The sequence below is a fragment of the Streptosporangium sp. NPDC005286 genome (assembly GCF_040607515.1).
Taxonomy (GTDB): domain Bacteria; phylum Actinomycetota; class Actinomycetes; order Streptosporangiales; family Streptosporangiaceae; genus Streptosporangium.
In genome coordinates, this window is the sequence record NZ_JBEXGU010000085.1 from 1 (window position 1) to 17,807 (window position 17,807).

Genomic DNA, 17,807 nt, shown 5'->3' on the forward strand with positions numbered 1-17,807 from the left:
CGCCGGCGCGCCGCGGGCCGGCGGGCCGGCGGGGCGCGGGGGGCCGCCCCCCCCCCCCGCGGCCCGGTCCCTGGCCGTGCTGTTCACACGTCCAGTCGAGAGCGCCACGGATCAGCTCCAGTCCTTGAAGATGCCGCGGTACTGGTCGTCCACCTTCTTGAGCATGTCCTCGGGGGTCGTCTTGCCGCCGACCAGCGACTGGTAGCCCTCAAGGAGCGGCTGGAAGAGCTGACCGCCCTCGGGGATCCACGGCCGCGCGGTCGCGGTCTCCATGATGGGCTTGAAGACGGCGACGTCCTTGTTGGCCTGAACGTCGGGGTTGTCGTAGGCGGAGACGCGGGTCGGCAGGAGGCTGATCTCCTTGGCGACCTTTGCCTGGGCCTCCGGGGTGCTCATGAAGCGGACGAACTCGTAGGAGGCGTCGATGTTCTTGGAACCGGCGTAGATCGCCAGGTTCCAGCCGCCGGTGGGGGCGCCGGCCTTGACCGAGCCCGCCGGGACGGGGGCGATGCCCAGGTTCTCCTTGTCCTTGAACTCCTTGCCCTGATAGATCTCCGACAGCGCCCACGGGCCGTTGTAGATCATCGCGGCCTTGCCGTCCTTGAGGGCGGTCATCGCGTTGGCGTAGCTGTCCTGGATCGCGGGCTTGGGCGCGGCTCCGGAGGCGACCAGATCGGCCACCGAGGCCATCGCCTTCACGTTCGCCGGGGAGTTGACGGTGATCTTCTTGTTCTGCACGTCGAGGAGGTCACCGCCCTCGCCGTACATGAAGGGCAGCAGGAAGTAGGAGTCGACGTTGAGCGCGAGGCCGTTGGCCCCGGTCTTCTCCTTGACGTCGAGCGCGGCCTGCTTGAGCTCCTCGACAGTGGCGGGAGCCTTCTCGTGGCCGGCCTCCGCCAGGAGCCGCTTGTTGTAGATGAGCGCGAGGGTGTCGGTGACCTGCGGGACGGCGTACGTCTTGCCGTTGAACTTGGTGCTGCTCAGCGGACCGGCCAGGAAGTCGGACTCGTTCTCCACGGCGCGGCTGCCGTCCAGCGGCTGCAGGTAGCCCAGGGAGGCGAACTGGGAGGTCCAGGCGACCTCCGAGCGGATGACGTCCGGGGCCCCCGTACCCGCCTGCGCCGCGGTCTGGAACTGGTTCTGCGCCTGGTCCGAGGGGACGTTGACGTACTTGACCTTGATGTTCGGATATTTCGCCTGGAACTCGTTGATGAGCGCCTGGAACGTCGGACCCTCGCTGTCCGGCCGGACGGTGTCCCACCAGGTGATCTCGCCGCTGATCTTCGACGGGTCCGTCGCCGCGGACTGGGCGGGGGCCGCCGTGCCGGCGTCACCGCCACCGCAGGCGGAGACCGCCAGGGCGAGGGCCGCGACGATCGTCGCAGCCGAGAAGGCTCGCCGCATGTGTTTCTCCTCAGGTTCAAGGGGACCGGCCAGGGGCGGGGGAAGCCGCCCGGCCGGGTCTGGAGTACGCCGGACGTTACGCCGACGTGAACCCCATTGGAAGAACTTTCTGCAAGGGTCTGCAAAGTCGTTACAAAGTACTCCAAAACCGGGAGGCAAGAGACCTCGGGCCGGAGAGCGCGACGGAGGCGGCACCGTCCCCCGGATGGCAAAAAGTACTATTTATACACTTTTGTTCCTTCGTTGACCCGCTACGGCCTCCTCCAGGTTTTCCCGAATTCAGAAAATTGCCGCAAGGGATTGCATAGAGCAATCCCAGTGAGTAACTTCCGGGCAACACACTCGAAACAACTACCGTGGAGGCCCCGTGGTCTGGCCACTCCCCCCACGGCGCGCGAGAACCACCTTCCTGAGGGGCGCCGCGCTCGCGGCAGCCCTGATCGTCACCCCCCTCGCCGCCACCCCTCTCCCCGCCTCCGCCACCGGTACCTCCGGGTCCGCGGTGTCCGCCCTGGCCTCCGTCTCGGCCCCCGTTTCGGAACGCCCCGCCGAGCCCGTGGTCTCCGCGCTGAGCCGCACCGCCGAGCCCTCGGACAGGGACCTGGCCCGCGACGCGCTCCGCGCCGACCTGAGCCGCGAGCGCTTCTACTTCGCGATGACCGACAGGTTCGCCAACGGCGACACCGGCAACGACCGGGGCGGCCTGTCCGGCGACCGGCTCACCACCGGCTTCGACCCGACCCACAAGGGCTTCTACCAGGGCGGCGACCTCAAGGGGCTGCTCGGCAAGCTCGACTACATCAAGAACCTGGGCAGCACCGCGATCTGGATCACTCCGGCGTTCGTCAACCGCCCTGTGCAGGGCACCGACGCGAACGTCTCGGCCGGCTACCACGGCTACTGGATCACCGACTTCACCAGGATCGACCCGCACCTGGGCACCAACGCCCAGATGAAGGAGCTGGTGCGCGAGGCGCACCGGCGCGGGATGAAGGTCTTCTTCGACATCATCACCAACCACACGGCCGATGTGATCGACTACGCGGAGAAGACCTACTCCTACCGGTCCAAGGGCGCCTATCCCTACGTCGACACCGACGGCGTGCCGTTCGACGACCGGGCCTACGCGGGCAAGAACACCTTCCCCAAGGTGGACACCGGCTCGTTCCCGTACACCCCGGTCGCTCCCGAGAAGGCCAAGACCCCCTCCTGGCTGAACGACCCGACGATGTACCACAACCGGGGCGACTCCACCTTCAGCGGTGAGAACGACCAGTACGGCGACTTCTTCGGCCTCGACGACCTGTGGACCGAGCGTCCCGAGGTCGTCAAGGGCATGACGGACATCTACCAGACGTGGGTGCGCGAGACCGGCCTCGACGGCTTCCGCATCGACACCGCCAAGCACGTGAACATGGAGTTCTGGGAGAAGTTCTCCCCGGCGCTGCGCGGCTACGCGGCCCAGCACGGCAACAAGCGGTTCTTCATGTTCGGCGAGGTCTACTCCAGCGAGCCCGCTTTCACCAGCCGCTACTCCACCCGGGGCCAGATGAACGCCACCCTGGACTTCCCCTTCCAGGAGGCCGCCCGCTCCTTCAGCGGCGGCACCGCGGGCGCGGCACGGCTGGCCCAGCTGTACGCCGGCGACGACTACCACACCGACGCCGACAGCAACGCCGCGTCGCTGCCGACCTTCCTCGGCAACCACGACATGGGCCGCATCGGCCGTTTCATCTCCCAGGACAACCCCGGCGCGCCCGACTCCGAGCTGCTCCGCAGGGACCTGCTCGCCCACGAGCTGATGTACCTCACCCGGGGCCAGCCGGTCGTCTACTACGGAGACGAGCAGGGCTTCACCGGCAAGGGCGGCGACCAGGACGCCCGCGCGTCCATGTTCGCCTCGAAGACCGAGAGCTACCTGAGCGACGACCTGATCGGTACCGACGCGACCCACGCGCGCGACAACTTCGTCCCCTCCCACCCGCTGTACCGGGGCATCTCCGCCCTGGCCGCGTTGCGCGACGCCCACCCGGCCCTGGCCGACGGCGCCCAGATCGAGCGGCTCGCCTCAGGCGGCGTCTACGCCTTCTCCAGGATCGACGCCGCGCGGCAGGTCGAGTACGTCGTGGCGGTCAACAACGCCGAGCAGCCGGCGAACGCGAGCGTGCCCACCTTCTCCGCGGGCGCCGCCTTCACCAGGGTGTACGGGGAGGGCACCGCCGCGCTCACCACCGGCTCGGACACGAAGCTCGCGCTCACCGTCCCCGCCCTGTCGGCGGTGGTCTACAAGGCGTCCGCGAAGCTCACCACCCCGGCCGCGGCCCCGGCCGTCTCCATCGCCCTGCCGGGAGCCGAGATCAGGGGCACCGCCGAGGACGACCGGATCCCGGTCACCGCGACCGTACCGGGAGGTGGCTTCGACCAGGTCACCTTCGCCGCCAAGGTCGGCGGGGACGCCTGGCGGGTGATCGGCACCGACGACGCGCCGAACGCCTCCCCCGCGGGCCGTACCTTCCGGGTCTTCCACGACCTGCGCGGCATCGCGGCGGGCACGAAGATCTCCTACAAGGCGGTGGTGAAGGACTCCGCGGGCCGCTTCGCCTCGGCGAGCGCGGCGGCGACCGTCGGCGCCGAGCCCGACCCCGAGGAGCCGGGCGCGGTCAAGCGCGACTGGCTGGTCGTGCACTACCAGCGCGAGAACTACGACGGCTGGGGCCTGCACGTCTGGGGCGACGTCGAGAACCCCACGGAATGGGCCGAGCCGCTCAAGCTCACCGGCGAGGACGCCTATGGCCGTTTCGCCTGGATCAAGCTCAAGCCCGGCGCGTCCAATGTCGGAATCATCGCCCACAAGGGTGACGAGAAGGACGGCGGCGACCGGGTCGTCAACCCCGCCAGGAACGGCGAGGTCTGGCTCGCGGAGGGGAACGCGGAGACGCACCTGTCCCGCGCGGCCGCCCAGGGCTACACGACGATCCGCTACAGCCGGCCGGACAAGAACTACGACGGCTGGGGCCTGCACCTGTGGGGCGACGGGCTCGCCGACGGGGTGCCCACCGAGTGGGCCACCCCGCGCCCGCCGGACGGCACCGACTCCTACGGCGCGTTCTGGAAGGTCCCGCTGAAGAACGCCTCGACGCCGGTGAACTTCATCATCCACAAGGGCGACACCAAGGACCCCGGCCCCGACCAGTCGTTCACCCCGGCACTCCAGCCGGAGGCCGCCGTCGTCTCGGGCGTGGCGAAGATCCACCCGACCCGGGCCTCGGCCGAGAACGTGGCAATCCTGCACTACCACCGTCCCGACGGGAAATATGAAGGCTGGGGACTGCACCTGTGGGGTGACGTGGCCCAGCCCACCGAGTGGGCCACCCCGCTCCAGCCCACGGGCGAAGACGCCTTCGGCGTCTACTTCCGCGTCCCCCTGACCGAGGGGGCCAAGAACGTGAGCTACATCATCCACAAGGGTGACGAGAAAGACCTTCCCGACAACCAGGCGCTGGACCTCACGGCGACCGGCCACGAAGCCTGGCGGATCGCGGCCACCGAGGGCTACCTGCTGCCACAGCCGGCGGCACGCGGCGCGGACGCCGACCTGTCGAAGTCCTCGGCGCACTGGATCGACCGCGGCACCGTGGTGTGGAAGGTCGAGCCGTCGTCCTCGCTCCGGCACTCCCTGGCCTTCTCCGAGAAGGGCGACATCACCTATGCCAAGGGCGACCTGACCGGCGACATCCGGATCATCCGCCTCCTTCCCGGAGCGCTCACCGAGGCGCAGCGGGCGAAGTGGCCGCACCTGGCCGGGCACGCCGCGTTCACCATCGACCCGCGTGACGCCGACCTCGTCGGGAAGGCACTGCGCGGCCAGGTCGTGGCCGTCGAGCGCGACGCCTCGGGCGCGCTGCTGGCCGCCACCGGCGTGCAGTTGCCCGGCGTACTCGACGACCTGCACGCCAAGGCGGCGACCGCCGGCCTCGGCCCCTCATGGAGCGGTGGCACGCCCGGCCTGTCGGTCTGGGCGCCGACGGCGCGCAAGGTCGAGCTGGCGCTCTACCGCGACCCCTCCGGCGGGGCCCGCACCGTCCACGCCATGCGGCGCGACGACGGCACCGGCATCTGGTCGGTCCGCGGGCAGCAGGGCTGGAAGAACCGCTACTACACCTTCCTGGTCACGGTCTACGCGCCCGCCGAGGGCAAGATCGTCACCAACGAGGTGACCGACCCCTACAGCCTGTCGCTGGCCGCCGGCTCGGGCCGCAGCCAGCTCGTCGACCTGTCCGACCGTTCCCTGCGGCCCGACGACTGGTCGTCACTTGCCAAACCCAAGGCGGTGCCGCAGGAGAAGGCGTCGATCTACGAGCTGCACGTGCGCGACTTCTCCGCCTCCGACACGACGGTCCCCACCTCCAGCCGCGGCACCTACTCGGCCTTCACCGGCGACTCGGCGGGGATGAAGGAGCTGCGCGGGCTGGCCAAGGACGGCCTGACCCACGTGCACCTGCTACCCGTCTTCGACATCGCGACGGTCCCCGAGCGCAGGGCGGAGCGGACCGAGCCCGACTGCGACCTGGCCTCGATGCCCCCCGACTCCGAGGAGCAGCAGGCCTGCGTCGCGCGCACCGCGGCAGGAGACTCCTTCAACTGGGGCTACGACCCGCTGCACTACACGGTGCCCGAGGGCTCCTACGCCGCCGACCCCGAGGGGTCCTCGCGGATCAAGGAGTTCCGGAGCATGGTCGGCGGGCTGAACGGGGCGGGGCTGCGGGTGGTGATGGACGTGGTCTACAACCACACCCACGCCGCCGGCCAGGACTCCACCTCGGTGCTCGACCGGATCGTGCCCGGCTACTACCATCGGCTGCTCGACGACGGCACCGTGGCCACCTCCACCTGCTGCGCCAACACCGCGCCCGAGCACGCCATGATGGGCAAACTCGTCGTCGACTCCATCGTCACCTGGGCCCGCGAGTACAAGGTGGACGGCTTCAGGTTCGACCTGATGGGCCACCACCCCAAGGCGAACATGCTCGCGGTCCGCGCCGCCCTGGACAGGCTGACCGTGGCCCGCGACGGCGTGGACGGGAAGTCGATCATCCTGTACGGGGAGGGCTGGAACTTCGGCGAGGTCGCCGACAACGCCCGCTTCGAGCAGGCCACCCAGGCCAACATGGCGGGCACCGGGATCGGCACCTTCAGCGACCGGCTCCGTGACGCGGTCCGCGGCGGCAGCCCGTTCGACCCCGACCCGCGGGTCCAGGGCTTCGGCTCGGGACTGGCCGGGGCGCCCAACGGGTCGCCCGCCAACGGCGACGAGGCGCAGCAGCGGGCCCGGGTGCTCGGCTACCAGGACCTGATCAAGGTCGGGCTGGCCGGCAACCTCCGCGACTACACCTTCACCGCCTCGAACGGCAGACAGGTCAAGGGCTCGCAGGTCGACTACAACGGCTCCCCCGCCGGATACACCGCCTCGCCGGGCGAGATCGTCACCTACGTCGACGCCCACGACAACGAGACGCTGTTCGACGCGCTGGCCTACAAGCTGCCGCAGGCCACCACCATGGCCGACCGGGTGCGCATGCAGTCGCTCTCGCTGGCCACGGCCGTGCTCGGGCAGGGCACCTCGTTCGTGCACGCCGGCAGCGAGCGGCTCCGCTCCAAGTCGCTGGACCGCAACTCCTACGACTCCGGCGACTGGTTCAACCGGCTGCTCTGGGACTGCTCGGCGGGCAACGGCTTCGGCGCCGGGCTCCCCCCGAAGGCCGACAACGAGGACAAGTGGCAGTACGCCAAGCCGCTGCTCGCCGACCCGGCGCTGAAGCCGGACTGCGCGGCGATCGGCGCGGCCCGCGCCCGCTACGGCGAGCTGTTGAAGATCCGCTCGTCCTCCCCGGCCTTCGGTCTCGGCAGCCTGGCCGAGGTGCAGAAGCGCCTGACCTTCCCGACCAGCGGCACCTCGGAGACCCCGGGTGTCGTGACCATGCACCTGGACGCCTCGGGGATCGACCCGCGCTGGAAGTCGATCACCGTCGTCTTCAACGCGACCCCCGAGACACGGCCGCAGACCGTCGCCGCGCTGAAGGGCACCCAGGTGACGCTCCACCCCGTCCAGACGGCCGGCGACGACGCCGTCGTGAAGCAGTCGACGTTCGACCCCGCCACGGGCACGCTGACGGTCCCGGCACGCACGGTCGCCGTCTTCGTCCAGCCCTGACCCCCGCATATCCCGGAAAGACGGCCGGGCCAGGTGTTGCAGCACCCGGCCCGGCCAGGGAACCCGTCCATCGATCCTGGAGGCCCCCCACTCATGAAATCCTACAGAGTCATCGTTGCCACGGCGTTAAGCGCGCTGGCAGGCGCCGCGGTCGTGGTGCCCGTCGCGCTGAGCACCCCCGCCCAGGCGGCACCGCCCACCCCCGGCCCGATCGTCAAGCTGTGGAACTGGAACTGGAACTCCGTCGCCAGGGAGTGCACCGACGTCCTCGGCCCGGCCGGATACTCCGCCGTGCAGGTCTCGCCGCCGAGTGACTCGATGTCCAAGGGCGGCTCGGTCTGGTGGGACATCTACCAGCCCGCCCGCTACACCCTCACCAGCAAGTTCGGTGACGAGAACGCGTTCAGGAACATGGTGAACGCCTGCCACGCGGCGGGCGTCAAGGTCCACGCCGACGCCGTCATCAACCACATGACCGGCCAGGGCAGCACCAGCTACGGCGGCTACAGCTTCGGCAAGTACAACTACCCGGGGCTCTACTCCTCCGCCGACTTCCACTCCCCCGTCTGCGGGATCAACAACTCCGACTACAGGAACGACGGCTGGCGGGTGCAGAACTGCGAGCTGGTCGGTCTGTCCGACCTCAACACCGGCTCCGAGTACGTCCGCAACCAGATCGCCGGCTACCTCAACAAGCTGACCTCCCTGGGCGTGGACGGCTTCCGCATCGACGCCGCCAAGCACATCAACCCGGGCGACCTGGCCGCGATCAAGGGCAAGCTGACCGGCTCGCCCTACATCCACCAGGAGGTCATCCAGGGCGACAACGAGGCGATCACGCCGAGCCAGTACACCGGGATCGGCGACGTGCACGAGTTCGTGTACGGACGCAAGCTCAAGGAGCAGTTCGCCGGGCAGATCAAGAACCTGCAGAGCTTCGGCCAGGGCTGGGGCCTGTCGGTGCCCAGCGACAAGGCCGTGGTCTTCATCGACAACCACGACACCGAGCGTAACGGCTCGACCATGAACTACAAGTACGGCGACGCTTACAAGCTGGCCAACGTCTTCATGCTGGCCTGGCCGTACGGCACCCAGCGCGTTTACTCCGGGTTCACCTGGGGCGACGGCGAGGGCGGCCCGCCGTCCGCCAACGGCGGCTTCGTCACCGACGTCAACTGCGGCAACGGCCAGTGGACCTGCTTCCACCGCCAGATGAGCGGGATGGTCGGCTTCAACCGCGCCGTCGCCGGCACCTCGGTCGGCAACTGGTACGACAACGGCAACAACGTGATCGCCTTCAGCCGCGGCAACAAGGGCTGGGTCGCGATCAACAACGAGAGCGGCAGCGTCACCCGTACCTTCTCCACCGGCCTGCCCGCCGGAACCTACTCCAACGACGTGGGCGGCGGCACGGTGACCGTCGACTCGAACGGCTCCGCCTCGGTGACCGTCCCCGGCAAGAGCGCGGTCGCCATCCACGCCGGCGGCGTCAGGCCCACCGACCCGCCGCCCGGTGACGCGACCGTCTACTACGCCACCGACTGGACGACCGCCAACATCCACTACCAGCCCACCGGCGGCGCCTGGACCACCGTCCCCGGCGTCGCCATGAACGAGACCGCCTGCACCGGCTGGAAGAAGAAGACCGTCGCCCTCGGCACCGCCACCGGGCTCAAGGCCGCCTTCAACAACGGCTCCGGCACCTGGGACAACAACGGCGGCTCCGACTACACCATCGGCCGCGGGGTGAGCACGGTCAAGAACGGCGTCGTGACCGCCAACGCCACCTCCCCCTGCGGCCCCGAACCCAGCCCCACCCCGACGGTGAACCCCGGTAAGGTCGCCACCTCCTTCAACGCGAACGTGACGACCTCCTACGGCCAGAACGTCTTCGTGGTCGGCGACATCGCCGAACTGGGCAGTTGGAACCCGGCCAACGCGGTGGCGCTCTCATCGGCCGACTACCCGGTCTGGAAGGTCACGGCCAACCTGCCGGCCAACACCGCGGTCTCCTACAAGTACATCAAGAAGAACCCCGACGGCTCGGTGACGTGGGAGAGCGACCCCAACCGGTCCTTCACCACTCCGGCGAGCGGCACCGCGACGCGCAACGACAGCTGGCGCTGACCTTCGGGCCGGACCTCGGCCCGGCCCACCATCCCGGGTGCCCACCGGCGCCCCGGCCCACCCCCCGCCGCCTCGCACAGAGGAACCCCATGCGCTCATCTCCCAAACGCGCCCTCAGACTGCTCACCGTCGCGGCCTTCGGCCTGACCTCCGCCGTCGTCCCGCTGTCCGCGGCCCTGGCCGCCAACAGCGTGACCGTCTACTACGCCACCGGCTGGACGACCGCCAACATCCACTACCAGCCCACCGGCGGCGCCTGGACCACCGTCCCCGGCGTCGCCATGAACGAGACCGCCTGCACCGGCTGGAAGAAGAAGACCGTCGACCTGGGCTCGGCCACCGGGCTCAAGGCCGCCTTCAACAACGGCTCCGGCACCTGGGACAACAACAACGGCGCCGACTACACCATCGGCACCGGGACCGTGAAGGTCTCCGGCGGCCAGGTGACGTCGGGTGACCCGTGCTCGGGAGGCGAACCACCGGGCAACCAGGCCGTCGTCTACTTCTACAAGAAGACCAGGGGCTGGACGACCGCCAACATCCACTACCAGCCCACCGGCGGCGCCTGGACCGCCGTCCCCGGCGTCGCCATGAACGAGACCGCCTGTGCCGACTGGGCCAAGAAGACCGTCAGCCTGGGCTCGGCCACCGGGCTCAAGGCCGCCTTCAACAACGGCTCCGGCACCTGGGACAACAACAACGGCGCCGACTACACCATCGGCACCGGCGTCAGCACCGTCAAGAACGGCGTCGTGACCGGCAACGCCGCCGACCCGTGCACCCCCGAGGTTCCGGACACCGAGAAGCCCAGCACGCCGACCGGTGTGACAGCGGCCGCGACCGGTGTCTCGATCGCGCTGGCCTGGAGCCCCGCCACCGACAACGTCGGGGTGACCGGCTACAAGGTCACCCGCACCGGCGGCACCGGGGGAACCAAGGTCGTCGACGTGACGGCCACCGTGCACTCCGACACCGGCCTGGCGGAGAACACACTCTATCGCTACACCGTCCAGGCCAGGGACGCCGCCGGCAACCTCTCCGGGGCGAGCGAGGAGGCCACCGCCACCACCGGGAAGAAGCCCGAGGAGCCCAAGGGCGGCACCCCGCTCGGCGGCGACCCGCGCGAGGACTCCATCTACTTCGTGATGACCGCCCGGTTCGCCGACGGCGACACCTCCAACAACCGGGGGGGCAGCCAGCACGTGAAGTCGGGCAACGCCGCGAACAACGACCCGATGTTCCGCGGTGACTTCAAGGGCCTGGTCGACAAGCTCGACTACATCAAGGGCCTCGGCTTCTCCGCCCTGTGGATCACCCCGGTCGTGCTCAACCGCTCCGACTACGACTTCCACGGCTACCACGGCTGGGACTTCTACCGGGTCGACCCCCGCCTGGAGTCCGAGGGCACGTCGTACCAGGATCTGATCAACGCCGCCCACGCCAAGGGCATCAAGATCTACCAGGACGTCGTCTACAACCACAGTTCCCGCTGGGGCGCCAAGGGCCTGTTCACCCCCACCGTGTGGGGCGCGCGCGACGATCAGTGGAAGTGGCTCTACAGCGAGAAGGTGGCGGGCCGGGAGTACGACCCGATGCAGGAGCATCAGGGGAACGCCCCGGACCTGACGGCCGCGCAGAACGCGATGGCCAAGGGCAGGCCGTACAACGGCGACCAGTGGTCCACCACCGAGCCGGCGGGCAACACCTGCCGTAACTGGGGCACTCCCACCCAGTGGAGCAGCCCCGAGGGGTACCGCATCTACAACTGCCAGTGGCCGAATCCGACCTCCGGCATGTTCCCCGCGAACTACTACCACCAGTGCTGGATCGGCAACTGGGAGGGCGAGGACTCCCGTAGCTGCTGGCTCCACGACGACCTGGCCGACTTCAACACGGAGAGCAAGGTCGTCCAGGACTACCTGATCGACGTCTACAACAAGTACATCGACATGGGCGTGGACGGTTTCCGCGTCGACACCGCCGTGCACATCCCCAGGGTCACCTGGAACCGCCGGTTCCTGCCCGCGATCCGCGAGCACGCGACCGCGAGGTTCGGTGCGGAGAAGGCCAAGGACTTCTACGTCTTCGGCGAGGTCGCCGCGTTCGTGCACGACAAGTGGAACCGCGGCTCGGTGAACCACTCCGCCCAGTTCTTCACCTGGAAGGAGCGCAAGGAGTACAGCGCCGACGACGTCCGAGCGGCGATCGAGCAGTACGACTACGAGAACCTGATGGGTCCGGGCAACCAGCCCACCAGCACCAACGCCACGCTGAACGGCAACACCTACCACGCGCCCGACCACAGCAGGTTCTCCGGCATGAACGTCATCGACATGCGCATGCACATGAACTTCGGCGAGGCGTCCAACGCGTTCGGCAACGGCAAGGACTCCGACGACAGCTACAACGACGCCACCTACAACACCGTCTACGTCGACTCCCACGACTACGGCCCGAACAAGTCCTCGGTCCGCTACGACGGCGGCACCGACGCCTGGGCGGAGAACATGAGCCTGATGTGGACCTTCCGCGGCATTCCGACGCTCTACTACGGCTCGGAGATCGAGTTCCAGGCGGGCAAGCCGATCGACTGCGGGCCGACCTGCCCGCTGGCCACGACGGGGCGCGCCTATTTCGGTGACCACCTGGCGGGATCGGTCACCGCCTCGGGCTTCGGCACGGTGTCCAGTGCCTCGGGCACGGTGGCGCAGACCCTCGACAAGCCGCTGGTCAAGCACGTGCAGCGGCTCAACCAGATCCGCAGGGCCGTCCCGGCGCTGCAGAAGGGGCAGTACTCCACCGAGGGTGTCTCGGGCGGCATCGCCTACAAGCGTCGTTTCACGCAGGGGTCCGTGGACAGCTTCGTGCTGGTCTCGGTCTCCGGGAACGCCACCTTCACCGGCATCCCCAACGGCACCTACGTCGATGCCGTCACCGGTGACAGCAAGACCGTCACCGGCGGAACGCTCACCATCTCCCTGAGCGGCAAGGGCAACATGAGGGCCTACGTGCTCGCACTGCCCGGCAACCCCGCTCCCGGCAAGATCGGCGTCGCGGGGCCGTACCTGAGGTAACCGCGTCCGAAGGCACCGCCCGGATCGGCTCGGAGGCCGGATCCGGGCGGTGTCGCGCCTTTCACCGCGCGCGATGCCGCACTACCCCGACGTAGGTCGGCTCCGGCTCCCCCGCCGGGGTGTCGCGGCGGGCGCGGGCCGTCAGGAGTCGATCAGCTTCGCGAAGCCCGGGTAGTCGACCACGATCCCGTCGTCGTCGAAGACGAGGTCGGCGTGCAGGCCCCCGCTCTCGCAGCGCACCAGGTTGGGACCGAGGTGGGTGTAGCGCTGGGGATGGTGGCTCACGTGCAGGTGGGGCACCTGGACCGAGGCCGTGACGATGTCCACGTGCCCTTTGGAACCGTTGAGGCCGTGCCGCAGGACCGGCATGGTGTGCGTCAGCGGCGAGAGCTCCAGATCGCAGTCGAGCGCGTCGTTCAGGACGTTCATGTCCCCGCCGGGCAACGCCCCGTCCAGGCGCCCCTCCTCGTAGGTCTCACAGGACCAGGCTCCGTGGACGGAGCGGCGCAGATCGAGGGACCGGGACCAGCCCGCGCCGTGAGCCCGTACCGTCAGCAGCTCGGTGATGTATCCGGGCAGCACGCGCAGCGTGTATTCCAGCCGGTAGGGCACCGGATCCGTGCCGATCGCCACGCCGACCGCCATCATCTCCCCGGTGAGGTCGACCTCCGCGTATTCGGCTCCCTCGTCCTTCAGCCACACGAGCCCGCGCATCGCCGTCCCCCCGCCCGCTCCTTCCCGGCCCACGAGTGAGATGACCCGGCGGCACGGGAATACCCCTGGCCGGTGAGCGTGAACCTCCACACCATTCCAAGAACGTTAAACAAGACGCGTACCCCCTCGGCTCTCCGGCGCGGGGCCCGGCTACGGTATGCCGGGTGCAGGCGGTTATTGCGGCTTTCGTCCCGATATGGTGCATCGGTGCCCTCGGCTGGCTGGCCGCCCGTTCCGGGTCGGCGAGCGTTCAGGTCCGGCAGGCGCTGACGAGGTTCGCGTTCACCATCGCGATGCCCTCGGTGCTGTTCACCACGCTCAGCCGTACCCCGCTCAGCCAGATCCAGCCCGGCCCGCTGCTCGCCTTCGCGATCAGCACCTTCACCGTCGGCCTGCTGGCACTGGCGCTGTTCCGCGGCAAGCTGCCCGACCGGGTGACCGGCGCGATGGCGTCGTCCTATGTCAACGCCGGCAACCTCGGCATCCCCGTCGGCCTCTACGTCCTGCACGACGCGACGTTCGTGGTGTCGGTCCTGATGTTCCAGGTCCTGGTGGTCTCCCCGCTGCTCTTCCTCGGTCTCGGGGCCGGCGGCTCGTCCTTCCTCGCCCCGCTGCGGACGCCGATCGTGGCGGCCTCGATCCTCGGCCTGGGCGTGTCCGCCCTCGGCTGGCGGTTGCCCGACCTCGCGCTGCGGCCCCTGGAGATCCTCGGTGGCGCCGCGGTGCCCCTGGCGCTCTTCTCACTGGGCATGTCCCTGAACGGCTCGGCCGTCGCCTGGCGCGGAATCGGACCGGTGGTGGTGCTCAAACTACTGCTCCAGCCGCTGGTCGCTCTCCTGGCCGGACGTTTCCTCCTCGATCTCGACGGTCCCGCGCTCTTCGCGGCGGTCCTGTTCGCGGGACTTCCGACCGCCCAGAACACGTTCGTGTACGCCGCCGAGCACGGCCGTCCCACCGAACTGCCCCGCGACGCCATCCTCGTCTCCAGCCTCCTGTCCCTGGTGACCCTGTCCGTCATCGCCCTGCTGGGAGCCGGGTGATCCGAGAGATCCGTCCGTCCGGTACGTTCGCTCATCATCTGGGCGAGCGTGGTGACGAAGTGCCGTCTCCCGAGAACGAGGTCCATCGCGCCCAACAGCGCATGCGGGCGCTATGAGGCGTGAGTGGAGGCCTGCCGAAGTGCTTCGATCACGGTCGTGATCGCGGGCCGTCGCGCGCTGCCGGAGCGAACGGCAGCCACGATCTTCCGATCGGAGAGACCGATGATCGGGCGAGCGACGACGCCGGCCCTGGGCTCGACCGCGAGCTCGGGGAGCACCGCGACGGACAGTCCTGCGGCGACGTGGGAGAGCAGCACACCGTAGCTGGAGAAGCGACCGGCGACGATCGGCTCGAATCCGGCGAGCCGGCAGTGACGAGGAACGAGCTCACCCAGGTACGTGCCCGAGTGGTCCAGCGCCCACCGCTCCGCGGCGAGATCGGTGAGCGAGACGACGTCGAGCTCCCCCACCGCATGAGCCGCGGGCGCGACAAGCAGGAGCGGGTCGGTCGCGAGCGGGATCACCGTGATGATGGGGCTCAACAGCGAGCCGTCGGCTTCGTCGACGGTGACCACGAGATCGCAGCGGCCCTGATGGAGCGCCACCATGCTCTCGCGCGGCTCAATCTCGAGCAGCTCCAGCCTCAGCCGCGGGTGCGTGCGCGCCACAGCCGTCACCGCCTCGATCAGGATCGGGGCGATCGAGCTGGCGAACCCGCCCACGCGTAATTGTCCCGCGGGTTCGGTTGTGACCTCGGCCAGCTCCGCCTCGATGGAATCCATGTGGTCGCGCAGCTCGCGCGCCCGTTCCACGAGCGTCACACCGGTCGGCGTGAGGGTGAGGGTTCGGCCAACCCGTTCGAAGAGCTGCACTCCCGTCTCGGCCTCCAGCACGGTGAACTGCTGCGACACCGTCGAGGGGCTCAACATCAGTTCCGCCGCCACGGCGCGCACGGTTCCGACCCGCTCGAACACATCGAGAAGCCGAAGTCGCCACGGGTTCAGAGTCATGACACGCAGCCTACTGTTCGATGGAACCGAACAGAATGATGGAAATGCTGTGATGGACATGCACAGTCTGACGTCAGTACCGTCGAACCATGTCGTCCATCGCCTCCGAACCCCCACTCGCCTCCGATGCTGCGTTCTGGTCAGATGTTGACAAGCACGTCATCCGGTACGGCGCCCCGTTCGTTCCGGAGATAATCGCGCGCGCCGAGGGAAGTTTCGTCTACACCGAAAGGGGGCGGAAGATCCTCGACTTCACGTCGGGGCAAATGAGTTCCATCCTCGGCCACTCGCACCCGGAGATCGTGGCGACAGTGCAGCGCCAGGTCGCCGGTCTCGACCACCTCTACAGCGGCATGCTCTCCAGGCCGGTCGTCGAGCTCTCGCGACGCCTGGCCGAGACGCTGCCCGACCCTCTCACCAAGACCTTGCTGCTGAGCACGGGTGCGGAGTCGAACGAGGCGGCTATCCGGATGGCGAAGCTTGTCACTGGAAAGCATGAGATCGTGTCGTTCGCGCGGTCCTGGCATGGCATGACCCAGGCCGCAGCCGGGGCGACCTACAGCGCAGGACGCAAGGGATACGGTCCGACCGCCCCGGGCAACATCCCGATCCCGGTCCCCTACGAGTATCGGCCCGATTTCATCGACGCGGAGGGGCGACTTGACTGGCGGCGCCAGCTCGACGTCGCCTTCGGGCTCGTGGACGCGCAGTCCACGGGAAACCTCGCCGCCTGCATCATCGAACCGATCTTGAGCTCCGGGGGAGTCATCGAACCGCCGCTCGGCTACCTCGCGGCACTCAAGCGCAAGTGTGTGGAGCGCGGGATGCTCCTCATCCTCGACGAGGCTCAGACCGGGCTGTGCCGTACCGGCACCTGGTACGCCTTTCAGCGCGACGGCGTCGTTCCCGACATCCTGACCTTGTCGAAGACGCTCGGCGCCGGCCTGCCACTGGCCGCAGTCGTCACCTCGGCCGAGATCGAACAGGCCGCCGCCGAGCGGGGGTTCCTCTTCTTCACCACGCACGTCTCCGACCCCTTGGTCGCCGCCGTCGGCAACACCGTGCTCGACGTACTCGAACGTGACGCGCTCGATGCGCGAGCGACCGAGTTGGGGGTGTTCCTGCGCGCCGGTCTGCTGTCCATCCAGCACCGGCACGCCATCGTCGGCGACGTGCGTGGTCGCGGACTCCTCCAGGGAATCGAACTCGCGCCCGGCACCGGCGCCGAGGAGAGCTCGGACGAGCTCGGAGCGGCCATCACCCGCCGCTGCCTCGAACTCGGCCTCCACATGAACATCGTGCAGCTGCCGGGAATCGGCGGCACGTTCCGGATCGCCCCCACTCTCACCAGCACCGAAGACGAGATCACCCTCGGCCTGGAGATGCTCGACCAGGCGATCGAAGACGTGATCACACGAACGCACCTCGCTGCTTGACCGGGAAAGAGGAGAGCGCCACGGTGGCGACGGCCGTCAGACCGTGGGCGCGTTGGCGTCCTGGCTCACCACCGCGAGCACCCCGTCGATCTCGGAGAGCGCGGTGGTCAGCTCGGTTATCAGGCCGGCTCCGTGCACGGTGAGCCAGAGCGAGACGGTCTCCGGGACGTGGCGCTCGCCGCGCTGGTCGATGGAGAGCTCGTCCACGACGAATCCCCGGTGCGTGCATTCGGCCAGTACCAGCCGGAGCACGCCCCTCCTGTCGAGATAGGTCAGATGGAGCCGTGAGGGGGCGTACCTGGACCAGGGAAGCCGGTCGGCCAGCGGGGTGAGGACGAGTACCGTCATGAAATAACCCACGGTCACGGCCGTCGCCAGCAGCCACAGCCCCGCCCCCGCCGCCATGCCCACCGCGGCGGTGAGCCAGATCGCCGCGGCGGTGGTGAGACCGCGGACCGCGTCGCCGCGGACGAATATCAGGCCGGCGCCGATGAAGCCGATGCCGGAGACGATCTGGGCGGCCACCCGGGACGGATCGAGGGTGACGTGCTCTCCCAGCACATCGGCGAAGCCGTATTTCGACACCAGCATGAACAGGGCGGCGGCGAAACCGACCAGGGCGTGGGTGCGCAGTCCCGCGCTCTTCTGGCGGATCTCCCGCTCCAGGCCGATCGCGGCCGAGAGCACGAAGGCCAGGGCCAGCTCACCGATCTGCGTCCAGCCCTGTCCTGCCAGGTCACCGAGAGGTGCCAGCGCCACCACCTCCAGGTCGGGCCGGCAGGCCCCCTCCC

At 68.9% G+C, this 17,807-nt stretch carries 9 protein-coding genes; 5 read left to right on the plus strand and 4 right to left on the minus strand.

Annotated features, from left to right (window positions below):
* Positions 1 to 111: 111 nt before the first annotated feature.
* Positions 112 to 1,404 (minus strand): extracellular solute-binding protein, encoded by a 1,293-nt coding sequence (locus ABZU75_RS27095; protein WP_355559783.1) that lies wholly within the window; start codon positions 1,402 to 1,404, stop codon positions 112 to 114.
* 367 nt (positions 1,405 to 1,771) lie between these two features.
* Here ABZU75_RS27095 and pulA point away from each other — a divergent pair, with 367 nt between their 5' ends.
* From pulA to ABZU75_RS27110, 3 genes are all read left to right on the plus strand, one after another.
* The gene (gene pulA, locus ABZU75_RS27100; protein ID WP_355559786.1) at positions 1,772 to 7,615 is read left to right on the plus strand and encodes a pullulanase-type alpha-1,6-glucosidase; all 5,844 of its coding nucleotides are present in this window, start codon (positions 1,772 to 1,774) and stop codon (positions 7,613 to 7,615) included.
* 93 nt (positions 7,616 to 7,708) lie between these two features.
* A complete protein-coding gene (locus ABZU75_RS27105; RefSeq protein WP_355559789.1) occupies positions 7,709 to 9,742 on the plus strand; it encodes a carbohydrate-binding module family 20 domain-containing protein in 2,034 nt (677 codons plus the stop codon).
* 89 nt (positions 9,743 to 9,831) lie between these two features.
* The gene (locus ABZU75_RS27110) at positions 9,832 to 12,816 is read left to right on the plus strand and encodes a carbohydrate binding domain-containing protein (protein WP_355559791.1); all 2,985 of its coding nucleotides are present in this window, start codon (positions 9,832 to 9,834) and stop codon (positions 12,814 to 12,816) included.
* Positions 12,817 to 12,957: 141 nt separating this feature from the next.
* Here the strand turns inward: ABZU75_RS27110 and ABZU75_RS27115 are convergent, their stop codons facing one another.
* On the minus strand, positions 12,958 to 13,530 hold the full coding sequence (locus ABZU75_RS27115) for a putative glycolipid-binding domain-containing protein (protein ID WP_355559794.1): 573 nt from the start codon (positions 13,528 to 13,530) through the stop codon (positions 12,958 to 12,960).
* A gap of 164 nt (positions 13,531 to 13,694) precedes the next feature.
* Here ABZU75_RS27115 and ABZU75_RS27120 point away from each other — a divergent pair, with 164 nt between their 5' ends.
* On the plus strand, positions 13,695 to 14,570 hold the full coding sequence (locus ABZU75_RS27120) for an AEC family transporter (protein WP_355559797.1): 876 nt from the start codon (positions 13,695 to 13,697) through the stop codon (positions 14,568 to 14,570).
* A gap of 110 nt (positions 14,571 to 14,680) precedes the next feature.
* Here the strand turns inward: ABZU75_RS27120 and ABZU75_RS27125 are convergent, their stop codons facing one another.
* Positions 14,681 to 15,640 (minus strand): LysR substrate-binding domain-containing protein, encoded by a 960-nt coding sequence (locus ABZU75_RS27125; protein WP_355559800.1) that lies wholly within the window; start codon positions 15,638 to 15,640, stop codon positions 14,681 to 14,683.
* Between the two features lie 29 nt (positions 15,641 to 15,669).
* Between ABZU75_RS27125 and ABZU75_RS27130 the strand changes: the two genes are divergently transcribed.
* A complete protein-coding gene (locus tag ABZU75_RS27130; protein WP_355559803.1) occupies positions 15,670 to 17,016 on the plus strand; it encodes an aspartate aminotransferase family protein in 1,347 nt (448 codons plus the stop codon).
* Positions 17,017 to 17,052: 36 nt separating this feature from the next.
* Here ABZU75_RS27130 and ABZU75_RS27135 read toward each other — a convergent pair whose 3' ends face one another.
* Entirely contained in the window at positions 17,053 to 17,769 is a 717-nt protein-coding gene (locus ABZU75_RS27135) for an MgtC/SapB family protein (protein ID WP_355559853.1), read from the minus strand.
* Positions 17,770 to 17,807 lie beyond the last annotated feature (38 nt).